Annotated in this window: 8 protein-coding genes; 3 read left to right on the forward strand and 5 right to left on the reverse strand. The window is 63.3% G+C overall.

The annotated features are described in order from the left end of the window. The first annotated feature begins 7 nt into the window (after nucleotides 1-7). Nucleotides 8-769 carry an SDR family oxidoreductase gene (locus HX855_RS26450; RefSeq protein ID WP_177089884.1) on the forward strand — a complete coding sequence of 254 codons (762 nt, stop codon included), beginning with the start codon at nucleotides 8-10 and terminating at the stop codon, nucleotides 767-769. A gap of 57 nt (nucleotides 770-826) precedes the next feature. On the opposite strand, the gene tkt is transcribed toward HX855_RS26450, so the two are convergent. Then, nucleotides 827-2893: a transketolase gene (tkt, locus tag HX855_RS26455; RefSeq protein WP_177089885.1), complete on the reverse strand. Its 2067-nt coding sequence runs from the start codon at nucleotides 2891-2893 to the stop codon at nucleotides 827-829. 189 nt (nucleotides 2894-3082) lie between these two features. On the opposite strand from tkt, the gene HX855_RS26460 reads away from it, so the two are divergent. Then, complete coding sequence (locus HX855_RS26460) at nucleotides 3083-3322, forward strand: DUF465 domain-containing protein (RefSeq protein WP_177089886.1); 240 nt, start codon at nucleotides 3083-3085, stop codon at nucleotides 3320-3322. A 125-nt stretch (nucleotides 3323-3447) separates the two neighbouring features. Here HX855_RS26460 and HX855_RS26465 read toward each other — a convergent pair whose 3' ends face one another. Then, nucleotides 3448-4815, reverse strand: a complete 1368-nt coding sequence (locus HX855_RS26465) for a VOC family protein (protein WP_177089887.1) — start codon at nucleotides 4813-4815, stop codon at nucleotides 3448-3450. Between the two features lie 195 nt (nucleotides 4816-5010). Here HX855_RS26465 and HX855_RS26470 point away from each other — a divergent pair, with 195 nt between their 5' ends. After that, nucleotides 5011-7644 (forward strand): glucosidase, encoded by a 2634-nt coding sequence (locus tag HX855_RS26470; protein ID WP_177089888.1) that lies wholly within the window; start codon nucleotides 5011-5013, stop codon nucleotides 7642-7644. 478 nt (nucleotides 7645-8122) lie between these two features. Here the strand turns inward: HX855_RS26470 and HX855_RS26475 are convergent, their stop codons facing one another. From HX855_RS26475 to HX855_RS26485, 3 genes are all read right to left on the reverse strand, one after another. Continuing rightward, a complete protein-coding gene (locus tag HX855_RS26475) occupies nucleotides 8123-8437 on the reverse strand; it encodes an SCP2 sterol-binding domain-containing protein (protein WP_008434667.1) in 315 nt (104 codons plus the stop codon). Between the two features lie 55 nt (nucleotides 8438-8492). After that, on the reverse strand, nucleotides 8493-9203 hold the full coding sequence (locus HX855_RS26480; protein WP_177089889.1) for a histidine phosphatase family protein: 711 nt from the start codon (nucleotides 9201-9203) through the stop codon (nucleotides 8493-8495). A gap of 139 nt (nucleotides 9204-9342) precedes the next feature. Next, the gene (locus tag HX855_RS26485) at nucleotides 9343-14076 is read right to left on the reverse strand and encodes a hemagglutinin repeat-containing protein (protein ID WP_177089890.1); all 4734 of its coding nucleotides are present in this window, start codon (nucleotides 14074-14076) and stop codon (nucleotides 9343-9345) included. Between the last annotated feature and the right edge of the window lie 70 nt (nucleotides 14077-14146).

A 14146-nucleotide genomic window follows, 5' to 3' on the forward strand; every position in this document is an offset into this window, starting at 1 on the left:
TCGCTCAATGGATACTGTTTCGCAGGCACCGGTGATTCTGATAACAGGTGGAAGTCGTGGCGTAGGCGCCGCCACCGCGCGGCTGGCTGCCGCACAAGGTTACGACGTGGCGATCAGCTTCGTTTCCGACGAGTCTGCTGCCCTCGCGGTGGTGGCGGATGTGGAAGCGGCGGGGCGCCGGGCGCTGGCCGTGCGCGCCGACAGCGCCGACCCGGAGCAGGTCATTCAGCTGTTTGCGGCGATCGACCGGGCATTCGGGCGCATCGATGTGCTGGTCAACAATGCCGGGATCAACGCGTTGCAGTCCCGGTTAGAGGACCTGGATTTTGCGCGGATGCAGCGGATTTTCGCGGTCAACGCGATCGGGCCGATGCTGTGTGCCCAGCAAGCGGTGAAGCGCATGTCATTTCGTCACAACGGGCGGGGCGGCTCGGTGATCAACCTCTCGTCGGGCGCGGCGAAGGCCGGCAGCCCCAACGAATACGTGGACTACGCGGCCTCGAAGGGTGCGCTGGAGACCTTTACCATCGGGTTTTCCAAGGAGGTCGCCCGGGAGGGCATACGCGTCAACTGTATCCGCCCCGGGCATATCTATACCGACATCCACGCCACCGGCGGAGAGCCAGGGCGGGTTGACCGGGTGAAGGATTCGATCCCCATGGGCCGGGGCGGTCAGCCTGAAGAAGTGGCGCAGGCCATCCTGTGGCTGGCGAGCGCCGAGGCGTCGTTCATCACGGGGACGTTCCTGGATGTGACCGGGGGTAAATGAGCCAAAGGGCGTGGCACCGAGGCTTCCCTCGATAGGCCACGCCCGGCCCGCGAGCGCTTAGCCGGTGGAGTTGCGCTGGACCTGCTCTTTGGCCAGCTTCACCACATTCTCCAGGGTAAAGCCGAACTTGGCCTGCAACTTGGGCAACGGCGCAGAGGCGCCAAAGCTGTTCATCACCACCTTGGCCCCGGTTTGCCCCACGTAGCGGTCCCAGCCCAAGGGGCCGGCCTGTTCCACCACCACGCGGGCCTTCACCGCCGGCGGCAGTACGCTGTCGCGGTAGGCCTGGTCCTGTTCTTCGAACAGCTCCCAGCTCGGCATCGACACCACTTGCGCCGCCACACCTTCAGCCTTCAGTTGTTCATAGGCGTCTACCGCCAGGCTGACTTCACTGCCGGTGGCCATCAGGATCACCTGGGGCTTCTCGGCGCCGGCCAGTACATAAGCGCCGCGAGCGGTGCCCGAAGCCGGGGCGTATTTCGTGCGGTCCAGGGTCGGCAGGTTTTGCCGCGACAGCACCACACACGTCGGCCGGTGGGTCTGGGCCAGGGCGATTTTCCAGGCTTCCAGGGTTTCATTCGCATCACCCGGGCGCAGGGTCAGCAGGCCCGGCGTGGCCCGCAGTTGGGTCAGGTGCTCGATGGGCTGGTGGGTGGGGCCGTCTTCACCCACACCAATGGAGTCATGGGTAAACACGAACACCACCGGCAGCTCCATGATTGCCGCGAGGCGAATCGGCGGTTTCATGTAGTCGCTGAACACCAGGAAGGTCGAGGTGTAGGGCCGCAGGTACGACAGCGCCATGCCGTTGGCAATCGCGCCCATGGCATGTTCACGGATCCCGAAGTGCAGGTTGCGCCCGCCGTAGTTCTCGGCGCTGAAACGCCCGGCGCCGTCGAAGGTCAGGTTGGTCTTGGTGGAGGGCGACAAGTCTGCCGAGCCCCCCAGCAGCCACGGGATCTGCTGGGCAAACGCATTCAACACCTCACCCCCGGCAGCACGGCTGGCGACGCCTTTGGCATCGCTGGCAAAGTTCGGCAACTGGTCCTGCCAATGCTCCGGCATTTCTCCGGCGCGCATGCGCCGCAGCTCATCGGCCAGCTCCGGCTCGTATTGTTCCAGGTGGGACAGGGTGTGCACCCATTGCTCATACAGCGGCGCGCTGCGTTCCAGCAGTGCGTCACGCAGCACGGTGCGCGCTTCATCCGGCACCCGGAAGCTGGCGTCTTCGGGCCAGCCGTACGCGGCCTTGGTCAGGCGGATTTCTGCTTCGCCCAAGGGTTCACCGTGGGCCGAGGCGGTGTTGTGTTTGTGGGGCGAGCCATAGCCGATCACGCTGTCCACCACGATCAGGGTCGGCGCGCCGGTGTTTTTCCGGAAGGTGTTCAGGGCGTCACTCAGGGCCAGCAGGTTATTCGCATCGGTGACGTGCAAGGTGTGCCAGCCATAGGCCTGGAAGCGCTTGATCACGTCTTCGCTGAAGGCCAGCTCAGTGTGGCCTTCGATGCTGATGGTGTTGTTGTCGTAGATCCAGCACAGGTTTTCCAGCTTCAAGTGCCCGGCGATGGACGCCGCCTCGCTGCTGATGCCTTCCATCATGTCGCCGTCGCCGCACAGGGTGTACACGTTGTAGTCGAACAGCACCCGGTCGTCGTGGTTGAAACGCTTGGCCAGCCAACGCTCGGCCATGGCCATGCCGACGCTGTTGGCGCAGCCCTGGCCGAGTGGGCCGGTGGTGGTTTCCACGCCGGTGGTCATGCGGTATTCGGGGTGGCCGGGGGTTTTCGAATCCATCTGACGGAATTGCTTGATGTCATCCAGGCTGATGGCCGGTTGGCCGGAGCGCTTGCCGTGGGCGTCAATCTCCACCACACCCGCCAGGTGCAGCAGTGAATACAGCAGCATCGAGGCATGGCCGACTGACAAGACAAAACGGTCACGGTTGGGCCAGTCGGGATGCTCGGGGTGGTACCGCAGGAAGCGGCTCCACAGGGTGTAACCGACGGGCGCCAGGCCCATGGGCGTGCCGGGGTGGCCGGAGTTGGCCTTCTGCACGGCGTCCATGGCCAGGGTTCGAATAGTGTTGATGCACTGGGTGTCGACAGCGTTGGCAGCGTGATTCATGGAACCTGTTCTCCATCGGGTGACGATCTACAGTGGAGGGCAGCGTGGGCCAAAGGTTTTATGAAATCGTCTGCCCTGCGACGAACGGGGACTCAAACGCGACAGGTTGATCTCAAACATGACAAGAGCCCGCCGGATGGGCTAGCTTCAAAGGGCATTCAGTCATTGATCTACTTGCGGAGGTACTCCATGCCAGTGAAACACGACCTGTATCAGGACCTGACTTTCACCAAGGAAGACATTCAACAGCGCAGGGCGGGCGACAATTACCTGGATTCGCTGCTCCACCAATACGACAGCGCCGACAAGGAGGTGCTGGAGCTTGAGTCCTCGAGCGGCGGCGATGAGGAGCTGGAGAAGCTGAAGAAGAAACGCCTGTTGATCAAAGACAAGATCGTCGAGCAGTTGGAGAAAGCGGCGGCCAAGTAGAAGATTTGTTCAGAATTGCCTGAAAGACAGCGACACCGTCGCTGCCTATCATGCCAACCGTTCGCCCGGCACTGGGGCTCTTAGACGGCGCATGGAATGCGCTGTGGCCGGGCGAACTCTCTCTTTCAGGCCAGCAGCGCGCGCGTGCATTCGTCAATCGAGCGCTGCTGGGTTTCCCCGTACAACGTCAATTCGTCAAGGGTCTGGCGGCCCAGGGCCTTTTCAAACTCGGCCTGGTTGGCGTTGGCCCCGTAGTGACTCTGCGCCGCATCCCCCAGGTTCGACTGGAAAATCCCCGCCGCGCTCACCGGCAGAAAATCTTCATACACCAAGGGCTCCACATCGACGTGGCCGGCGGCGATCAGTTCGTCCAGGGTGGCGGCCTTGTCCTGCGCGGCCAAACCCTGCTCGGTCACAAAGTAGCGGAAGTACGCCAGCTCCTGTTCACGCATCTGCCGGTGATCGTCGGGAAACGCCTGGAAGTGCTGCTCCATCAATTCGGTGTAGCGCCCGGCGTTGGCCTCATTCGGAAACGCCCCCAGTTCATCCCGTGCGGCATTCAGCAGTTGGTCATACAACGCCCGGCCCTTGGGCGTCAGCGCCACGCCGCGTTGTTCAATTTCACCGAAGCGCGCGCTGTGGCTGCCCTTGGCGTCGGTAAAGGCAATCGCCTCGTCGAGGGCCTTGAAGCTGGTCTGGCGCAGTAAAATCGGGCACTGGCGGCGGGGCGGGCCTTCGATCACGGCCTTGGGGGTGATGCCTTTGCCGGGCATCGCGGCCTGCACCTGGTCGATGTCCAGGGTGCGCGGCGTCAGGTGGTTGATGTGCGGGCCCTTGAACGCCACCACGTCGGCGATCAACCGGTGCTGGTCACTCAGTTGCTGGTACTGCGCGGCGGTGACGGTGGCGGTGTGGTGCCAGCGGAAGGTTTCCAGGGCTTGCTGGATAAATTCTTCGGCATGGGCTGCATCGAGGCCGCCGTCGGCTTCCGCCTGTTGGATCAACTCAAGGGCGCGCGGGGTGAAGATCGAGCGCTTGGCCAGGGCTGATTGGGCGAAGGCGCGCAGTTCAGGGTTTTCGATCAGTTCCAGGCGCAGCAGGGAGGTGAACACCCGGAACGGGCTGGTTTGCAGGGCGCTTTCATGCACGGCGCGAAAGGCTGTGGAATGCACCGGAACCCCGGCGGGCGTGAGGTCGTAATAGCCCACCGGCTGCATGCCCATTACCGCGAACAGGCGGCCGATGGTCGCCAGTTCTTCCGCGGTGCCCAGGCGGATGGCGCCGTGGCGCTCCCTATCCAGGCGCTGGATTTCCCCGGTGCGCTGCAGCTGGTGGGCCAACCCGGTGTCGGTTTCCAGTACGCGGGCATTGGTCTCGGCCACCAGTTCCATCAGCGCGCCATACAGCGGCACTTCATCGCGGTACATGTCGGACATGGCTCTGGAGAAGCCTTTGCGAATGTCGTCAGGGCTGACAACGCGGGCGGTAGGCATAGAAAAATTCCTGGCGGCTGTAGAGATGAAATGCACGGTTGCCTGATTTTGTTGGGCCGGCCGGCGCCTTGCAAACGAAGATTCCTCTGGACTTCATTCTGCAAATGAATGAGCGGGATGTCGTCAGCTTCACGTGCATCTCATCGCCGAAGGGCTCTACACTGGCCGTCACCTCTGAACGCGACGGAAGAATCGATGACGGCACAGCCTGCGACGAACATTCTGGAAACGATTGAAGGCCAGCGCCTGGCCAGGGACGACGCCGAACGCTGGCGTGACTGGGGCCCCTACCTGAGCGAGCGGCAATGGGGCACCGTGCGCGAAGACTACAGCGCCGACGGCGATGCCTGGCGTTACTTCCCCCACGAACATGCCCGCAGCCGCGCCTACCGCTGGGGCGAGGATGGCCTGGCGGGTTTCAGCGACAAGGCCCAACGCTGGTGCCTGGGCCTGGCGCTGTGGAACGAGCACGACGCGATCATCAAGGAGCGCCTGTTCGGGCTGAACAACGCCGAGGGCAACCACGGTGAAGACGTCAAGGAACTGTACTTTTTCGTCGATGGCGTGCCGAGCCATGCCTACATGCGCATGCTCTACAAATACCCCCACGCGGCCTATCCCTACGACGACCTGATCACCGAAAACGCCCGGCGTGGCCTGGGGGATGCCGAATACGAAATCCTCGACACCGGGGTGTTCGAAGACAACCGCTATTGCGACGTCACCATCGAATACGCCAAGCACCAGCCTGATGACGTGTTCATGCGCATCACCGTGCACAACCGTTCGGACCGGCCCACGCGCTTGCAGGTGTTGCCGCACCTGTGGGCGCGCAACGACTGGAGCTGGACCGCAGATGCGCCCAAACCCGAGTTACGCCTTGAGGGGGAACAGGTGGTGGCGCGGCATCATGAATTGTCCGATCGCCACCTGAGTGCCTGGGGCCAGGACGGTGTGGAGTGGCTGTTCTGCGAGAACGAAACCAACTTCCCCAAGCTGGACGGGCAGCCTGCGCCGGGGCCGTTCAAGGACGGGATCAACGACTACGTGACCACGGGGGCGCAAACGGCGATTCGCCGGGATTCGGGCACCAAGGTTGCTGCCCGTTTCATCCTGGAACTGGCGGGCCAGGAGAGCAAAACCCTGTACCTGCGTTTCGCCCCGGCGGATGCGCCCTGGATCAATGCGCGCAAGCTGTTCGAAACGCGCCGCCAGGAGACCGATGACTTCTACGGGGCGCTGCAACAGGGCATCGCCGATGAAGACGCGCGCAATGTACAGCGCCAGGCCCTGGCCGGGTTGCTGTGGTCCAAGCAGCTGTATTACTTCGACGTGAATCAATGGCTCGACGGCGATCCGGGCCAGCCGGCGCCGCCGCCCGAGCGCCTGCATATCCGCAATACCCATTGGCGGCACCTGTCGAATTTCGACATCCTCTCGATGCCCGACACCTGGGAATACCCGTGGTACGCCTCGTGGGACCAGGGTTTTCAGGCGGTGGCCTTTGCCCTGATCGATCCCGGTTATGCCAAGCAGCAGCTGTTGTTGCTGGTGAAAGACCGCTTCATGCACCCCAACGGGCAACTGCCGGCCTACGAGTGGCGTTTCGACGACGCCAACCCGCCGGTGCATGCCTGGGCCAGCTGGCGTGTGTACCAGCAGGACAAGGCGCTGAAGGGCGTGGGCGATATGGATTTTCTGGAGCGGATCTTCCACAAGCTGCTGCTGAATTTTTCCTGGTGGGTCAACCGCAAGGACGCCGAGGGCCGCAACCTGTTCCAGGGCGGGTTCCTCGGGCTGGACAATATCGCGTTGTTCGACCGCTCGGCCGACCTGCCGCCGGGTTATCAGTTGGACCAGGCCGATGGCACGGCCTGGGTGGCCGCCTATGCCCTGGACTTGATGCGTATCGGCCTGGAGCTGGCCAAACGCAACGTGGTGTACGTGGACATTGCGGTGAAGTTCTTCGAGCACTTCCTGTACATCGCCGGGGCGATCAACCGCGTGGACGACAGCGCCGAAGGGTTGTGGGATGAGCAGGACCAGTTTTTTTACGACGTGCTGCACCGTCCTGGCGGTGAAAGCGAGCCGGTGCGGTTGCGGTCCATCGTCGGGCTGATGCCGCTGTTTGCGGTGCTGGTGCTGGAGCAGCGTGAACATGAAGGGCTGGAGGGGCTGCGTGAGCGGCTGCTGGGGTTTATGAAGCACCGGCCAGACCTGGCCAAGCTGGTGTCGCGCTGGAACGAGCCGGGGCAGGGCAATCGCCTGTTGCTGGCGTTGTTGCGGGGTGAGCGGACCAAGGACTTGCTGCGGCGGATGCTGGATGAGTCCGAGTTTCTCTCGACGTTTGGGGTGCGTTCGCTGTCCAAAGCGTTTGCCGAGGAACCGCTGGCGCTGAAGATGAATGGCAACACGCTGTGTGCCCGGTATGAGCCGGCGGAGTCGGATTCGCGGTTGTACGGCGGCAACTCCAATTGGCGCGGGCCGCTGTGGATGCCGGTGAATTACATGCTGATCGAGTCGCTGCGGGAGTTTCATCGTTACTACGCGGATAATTTTTCGGTGGAGTATCCGGCGGGGAGTGGGTATCTGGCTTCGTTGGAGGAGGTGGCGGACGGTCTCAGTCAGCGGCTGACGCGGTTGTTTCTGCGGGATGAAAACGGTTCAAGGCCGTCGATGGTGGGGTATGCGCAGCTGGAGGCGGATCCGGCCAGTCGCGATCTGGTGTTGTTCCATGAGTACTTTCATGGCGAGACCGGGCGTGGGTTGGGGGCTTCGCATCAGACGGGGTGGAGTGCGTTGGTGGCGCTGTTGTTGCAGCCGCGGTAGGAGGCCAATCCGTTGAGCGTGTAGAAACAAAGGCAAAATCAAAAGCTGGAGCGGGCACGGTCCACGGTAGGAGCTGGCTTGCCTGCGAAGGTCGTTAATGATGACGCTGGCAGCCTGGTTCAACGCGGCGCTCTCAGGTTTCTCGCGAGCAAGCTCGCTCCTACAAGAAGCCGGAGAGCGGGCACGGTCCACTGTAGGCGCTGGCTTGCCTGCGAAGGTCGTTAATGATGATGCTGGCAGCCTGATTCAACGCGGCGCTCTCAGGTTTCTCGCGAGCAAGCTCGCTCCTACAAGAAGCCGGAGAGCGGGCACGGTCCACTGTAGGAGCTGGCTTGCCTGCGAAGGTCGTTAACGATGACGCTGGCAGCCTGATTCAACGCGGCGCGCTCAGGTTTCTCGCGAGCAAGCTCGCTCCTACAAGAAGCCAGAAACGACAAATCCCGCCATTGGCGGGATTTGTCATTTAAAACAGGCTTGATCAGGCCGGGAACAGCTCGCTCAATTTCATGGCCAGCATCATGTCGCCTTCAGTGCGCAGTTTGCCGCCCATGAAGGCTTGCATGCCGTCGGTTTCGCCGCTGACGATGCCTTTCATGGTGTCGCCGTCCATCACCAGGGTGACCTGGGCGTCGGGGTTTTCACCTTCCAGCAGTTCGCAGGTTTTGTTTTTTACCACCAGCGAGAAGTTCTGGGTGTCGTCGATACGGAAACCGAACACCAGGTCCAGGCCGTCGGCAGCGGCTGGGTTGAATTTGGCTTTCATTGCTTCTACGGCTTTAGCTACGTCAGTCATGGTTTCGATCCTTTTGGGTGAGTCCAGTGACCTTGGGGTCACGGTTGGCCGCAATTCATCGGTAGGTGATGAGCTGCGGCGCCTTCAACAGTTGCAAGTGGGTATGGCTGTTGAAGGAAGCCAGTGCCACCTCGCGACCTCGGAATTTCAGGTGGTTGAGCGAGGTGTTAACAATTTGCCAGTTCAGTTCGAAGGCCTGTGTGGCAGGCATTCGGGTAATCAGGTGGAGCAGGGCGGTGATGGTGCCGCCGGAGGTGAATACGGCGATTTTGTCGCGGTTGTCGGCGGCTTCAAGAAGGCGTTGCAGGCCACCCTGGACACGCTCGACAAACCCCAGCCAGCTTTCCAGGCCCGGCGGGTCGTAAGTGCCGGCCAGCCAGCGTTCGATGATCAGGGAGAAGATGCGCTGGAACTCGCCACGGTTTTGCGCGGCGTTGCGCAGGATGTGCAGGGCTTCGGGTTCGCTGTGCAGCAAGTCCGGGAGCAGGGCGCGAATGATGGCCTCGGCGTCGAATTCGTTGAACGCGCTGTCGATTTCCAGCGGCGGTACCGGCAGGCCGAGGGCGCTGTATTGTTCGAAGGCGGCGGTGGCGGTGTGTTGTTGCCGGCGCAGGTCGCCCGACACGCAACGGTCGAAGCGCAGGCCCAGTTCCGCCAGGTGGCTGCCCAGCACGTGCGCCTGTTGCACACCGATGGGCGACAGCACGTCGTAGTCGTCTGCACCGAAGGAGGCTTGGCCATGTCGAATCAGGTAAATGCTGCCCACGTCCGTTTTCCCGGTACGTTGAAAGTCTGGCGAGGTTATGGCGATGCCGGGAAGCTGTCAATGAAAAAACATACGCTTGTTTTAAAAGCTCGTTAGAGGCCAGCCCCGGCACCGGGGCTGCACCGCTTGCTTGCCGCGGTCAGCGGCCTTTTTGATCAACCCCGCTGGTCAGTAATTGGTTTTGGTCGTGCCCGCCGATACGCAGCAGGCCGGTATTGAACTGCTCGTCGGCCAGGCTTTGCGGATCACGCTCTTGGGTGAATTCCTTGTACAGCGCCTGGCCCAGCAGCAAAGGGGAAGAGGAGACATTAAGGCCCAGGTCTGTGCGCTGGTCGCGGCCACTCAAGTCCTTGCCGGTGACCGACGCGCCACCCAGGTCCACGGCGCCATCGCTGGAGCCGATCCGTGCGCCCAGCAGGTCGACACGGCCCGCCACCTGCACACCCACACCGTCACGGCCCTGGATCCCTGAAGCTTCGGCCACGGTGTCGTTGCGAGTACGGCTGAAGTCCGCCAGCAAGGTCGGGGTGACATCGCGGTTTTCCGGGTTCTGGAACAGCAGGTCCTTGAAGCGGTCGCGGGAGGCGCCCGGGCGGTCAGTACTTTTGGCCAGCACCTTGTCCTTGAGTGCCTGGGTTTTGTCGGCGGCTTTTTCGTAGAGTTTTTTGCTGGTGTCTTTCAGGGAGCTGCCGAGCGGGCCGGCAGCAACGCTGGCCTTATCAATGCCGCCGGCCGGGTTTTTCTCGGTGGTCAATTGCGCATCCACGTTCAGCGTCAATTGCCGCACCTGATCTTGCCGGCTCTCGACCACCAGGTCGCCGCCAACCTTCCCGCTGACCTCGCCGGCCGTGACGGTAGCGCCCAGCAGGCGCGTATCGCCCCGGCTGTCGAGTTGCACCCGGTCAGCCTGCAGGCGTGTGTTGTCGTGGGTTTGGCTGTCCAGTTGGTCGATGCCGCCCTTTGCGCGGGCGAACAGGCCTGAGCCGTTGCCCGACGACTCCGAGCTGCGAGTGAGGCTGGCGCCCAGCCCGGCGGTCAGGGATTGGTTGTCGCGCTGCGCATCGGAGACGGCGGATTCCAGGATCAGCTCGCCGCCAGTGGCCGCCAGCTCGAACGCCCTGGCCTTGCCTTGCACCCCTTGCAGGCGCACGTTGCGGCCTTCGATTTGCACTGTGCCGCGACTGTCAAGGCTGCCACCCCGTTGCAGGGTACTGCGTTCATCAATGCGGCCCACGCCGCCCTGGATACCGAACCCGCCGCTTGTGCCGCTGGCGGTGTCGCTTTGCGTGGCCTTGACGCTCACCCGTGCACCACCGCCGAGGTTGCCGCCCGTGGCCGAATGGGTGTCGACACCGGCCAGGAACTCAACGTCACCGCCGGCCTTGAGCCGCACCTCGCCGCTGTCGCGTTCGGCTGAGCCGATTTGCGTGCCCTGCAGCGTCAGGTCCTGCCCGGCGATGATCTCGGTCAGGCCTTCGGCGAACAGGCGTGCTTCACGGCCCTGGGTGTCTTCGACCTCCAGCCAGGCCTTGTCGAGCTGGCCGCCCGCGTTGGCCTTTTTCAGGGTGTCGGGGCTGGTGCCGGCTTCCACCCAGCCAAACCCGCCCAGGGTGGTTTCATCGCTGGTTTGCCAGTCGCGGGCCTCGGTAAAGCGCAGGGACCCGGGCGTGCGGATTTTCAGGTCGCCCTGGCCGGCATCCATACGGGTGCCCTCATACCGGCCATCCGTACCCAGTTGCACCTGGATCCCGTACTTGCCCTCCAGGCTGCCGGGTACGGCGGTGCCAGTGGCCTGGCGCAGGTCGAAACTGCCCCCCGAGCCGAGGATCCGCGCGTTGATGTCGCTGCCGGTGGTGGTATAGGCCCGCAATGCGGTGTCGACATCGGTGCCCTTGTCCCGGCTGAAGGTGGTGTTTTCAGCGGCTGCAAACGTATGGCTCCCGGCGCTGATTGCCAGCGTGCCGTCGGTGGCCACGTAGCGGGTGCCGGTGTCGGTCAGCGCGCCGTCGACGTTGATGTTGATCGCGCCGCCCTCGAACTCACTCACCACCGCCGTGGTGGCGCCCGACTCGGCGCGGCTGTCCAGGACGTTGACCGCCAGGTCGATACCGAGGTTGGGCGGGTCCAGCGCATCCAGCACCGAGGGTTGGTAGACCTTGGTCTGGTCGATTCCGTCCACCACTTTCTTGATCGGCCGGGTCACGTCCTTGTACTCGAGGTTGGCGCCGACACTGAGGCTCCAGTGGTCGACCTCCCGCGTCTCCACCGTGCTGTCGTACACCGCACGATTTTCCAGGCTGCCTGCACTGATATTCAGCTCGCCGCCGGCCTTGACCTTGGCGGCCTCGGTGACGAGTTGGCCCTGGCCATCACCGGCGTTCAGGTTGAGGTTGCCCGCCGCCGTCAGGTGGCTCGATTGAACTGTGCGGGTGTCGGTGGTCGTCACGGCCTTGTCCTTGTCGACCTGCCAGCCACCGCCTGCGCGGTCCATGCCGCCGGTGTAGAACTGCCCCAGGCTGAGGCTGTTTTCCTCGACCACCCGCCGGTTGTTATCCGCCTCGCTCAGCACGTCGATGGACTGGGCCGCCAGGTTCAAATCGCCGTCGGTGGCGGTCACGTCGGAACCCTTGACCAACAGTTTTTCGCCGGCGGTGATGTCCACGCTGCCGCCACTGAGTTGGCTGCCCTCGTGGGTGAGTGTGTCCTCGGTGGTGGTGGTTTGCTGCTGGGTGTAGTTGACCCCGGCCTGGTATTGCTCCGACCCTTTGATTCCGGGCGCGGTTTCCTTGGTTTCGCCGGCTGAGGCGGAGAAGCCATGGCGGTCCGTTTCAGTGAGGGTCTTTTCGAGGTTCTGCCCGGCCAGCAAGTTAATGTCGCGGGCGGCCTCCAGTTCGAGCCTGCCTTGGGCCGACACCTCCGAGGCGGTGACGTTCAGGTCGCTGGCGCTCTGCAGGCGCAGGTTGCTTTGGGAGTGCACCTGGCTGCGGACCTGAGTGGTGGTGTCCTTACGCTCGCGGGTCTGGTCCTTGAGCAGGCCGAAGAGCTTGCTGTCGGTGACGGACTTGTCCGACGTCACCAGGTTTTGCGCGCCGTCGATGCTCAGGGCGCCGCTGGTGCTGATCAGCAGTGCATCCTTCATGCCCACGACCTGGCTGCCACTGATGGCGACATTTTCGGAGCGCAGCCGCAAGGTGCCGTTGGCCTCCACCCGGCTGCCGACCACGAGGTCTTCGCTGCGCTCGTCCTTCAGGTTCTCGCCGAAAAAGCTGCCGGAGAGCAGGTCACCTTCGTAGTCTTTTTGCCAGTTCTCCTGCACGACCCGGGTGGTGCCGATGTCCACCTTGCCCCCGGCGTCCATCGTCAGGTCGCCCTGGCTCACGACCTCGCTGCCGAGTACTTGCAGGTCCTGCTGGCTGCTCAACCGCATCGCGCCGCCGCTGGTGAGGCTGCTGCTGCGGGCGGTTTCGATCTTTTCGGTTTTGTCGTAGTCGCCGCGCCAGAGGTTCTTGCGGTGGTTGAGGGTTTCGCGGGTTTCCTTCGAGTCATTCAGTGCGCTCAGGCGCAGGTTCTTGCCGGCCTCGGCCTGAACGGTACCGCCGGCACTGGCGGTGGAGGCCTTGAGCTCGATGTTGTCGCCGGCCTTCAGGGTCAGGTCGGCGCGGGCCGTGAGGGTGCTGCCCCGTTGCTGGAGGCGGGTCTCGGTGGTTTTTTTGTCGTAGGTCTCGGTGGTGATGAACAGGAATTTCGTGTCCCATTCTTCCCGTTGTTCGGTTTTGCGGGAGCTGGTGACGGCGTCAAGGCGCAGGTCGCCCCCGGCGCTGGCCTCAATGTTGCGGCCGTTGACGTCGGTGGCGGTGAGCACCAGGTCATCGTTGGCCTGCAACCGCACATCACCGTTGTCGCTGTTCAGCAACGTGGGTTTGGCGATCAGCGACTGCGCCTGGGTAGTGCCGGTAATGTCCAGGTCACCGGCCGAGGTCACCGTCAGGTCCGCCATGGCCAGCAGCGGCGCGGCCACCTTGACCCCGGCGCCGTCGACGGTGCTGATGATAGTGATCCGCCCGGCCTGCATCGCGCCAAACAGTTGTGCATCCACGGGCGGCCTGGCCGGCTGGCGGACTTGTTGGACCCGCCGATCGTCGTAGGCCACCTGGTTGAAGCCCATGATCACATTCAGGTCGCCCCGTGCGTCGGTGCTGCCGGTGACATCGATACGCGGTGCAATCAGGTCAATGGCGCCGGCCATATTACTCAGCCCGCGATCACCCACAATCAGCTCGTTGCGCGCCTCAACCGTGGTGAGGCGGGCAAGGCGCCCGTCCTCGAACTCCGGGCTGCCCACCACAAAAGCCGCCCGTGGCGTGTTGATGAAGCTGGCGCCATTGACGTTGATGCCATTGGGGTTGGCCAGCACATAGTCGGCGGCCCGACCGAAGATCTCCTGCGGGCCGTTGATGCTCGAACTGTTGCGGCTGATCACTTCGTTGAGAATCAGGCTCGCGTCGCGGCCATTGAACTGCGGGTTGGCCCCCAGTTGCCCGGCCAATTGCGACGGGCCCGCCACCGTTGAGTTATTCAGCACCAGCCCCTGGCGTTCAACGTCGTAGTTCAGGAACTGGTTATGGGAAAGCCCCGCCGCGTTCGGGGCAACGATATTGACCACCGGCACTCCTTGTTGGGTGGAAACTGTGGCGCCGCCGGGCGCCGGGACCGGGCCCTGCGGGGTGGACGCAGCCAGGGTCACTGTCACGGTCGCCCCGCTGGCGGCCATGGCGGGCTGCATGTAGTGGACAACGACCAGGCCGCACACCATCCAGCGCAGGGTCTGGCAGGGTTTGAGGGCGGCCGGGGGCAGGTGTACGGCTTTTTTCATGACGAAACCTTTTTTTGATTGTTGTTATGGGGTTGCGTGCACTGTCCTTACTGCTCCTTGCGAGCACGGT

Source organism: Pseudomonas sp. IPO3778 (assembly GCF_013386825.1).
Taxonomy (GTDB): domain Bacteria; phylum Pseudomonadota; class Gammaproteobacteria; order Pseudomonadales; family Pseudomonadaceae; genus Aquipseudomonas.

Bases quoted from the DNA above. Each gene is read 5' to 3' on its own strand.
- HX855_RS26470 (WP_177089888.1), top strand. From the start codon at position 5,011: ATGACGGCACAGCCTGCGACGAACATTCTGGAAACGATTGAAGGCCAG.
- tkt (WP_177089885.1), bottom strand. From the start codon at position 2,893: ATGAATCACGCTGCCAACGCTGTCGACACCCAGTGCATCAACACTATT.
- HX855_RS26460 (WP_177089886.1), top strand. From the start codon at position 3,083: ATGCCAGTGAAACACGACCTGTATCAGGACCTGACTTTCACCAAGGAA.
- HX855_RS26475 (WP_008434667.1), bottom strand. From the start codon at position 8,437: ATGACTGACGTAGCTAAAGCCGTAGAAGCAATGAAAGCCAAATTCAAC.
- HX855_RS26485 (WP_177089890.1), bottom strand. From the start codon at position 14,076: ATGAAAAAAGCCGTACACCTGCCCCCGGCCGCCCTCAAACCCTGCCAG.
- HX855_RS26465 (WP_177089887.1), bottom strand. From the start codon at position 4,815: ATGCCTACCGCCCGCGTTGTCAGCCCTGACGACATTCGCAAAGGCTTC.
- HX855_RS26450 (WP_177089884.1), top strand. From the start codon at position 8: ATGGATACTGTTTCGCAGGCACCGGTGATTCTGATAACAGGTGGAAGT.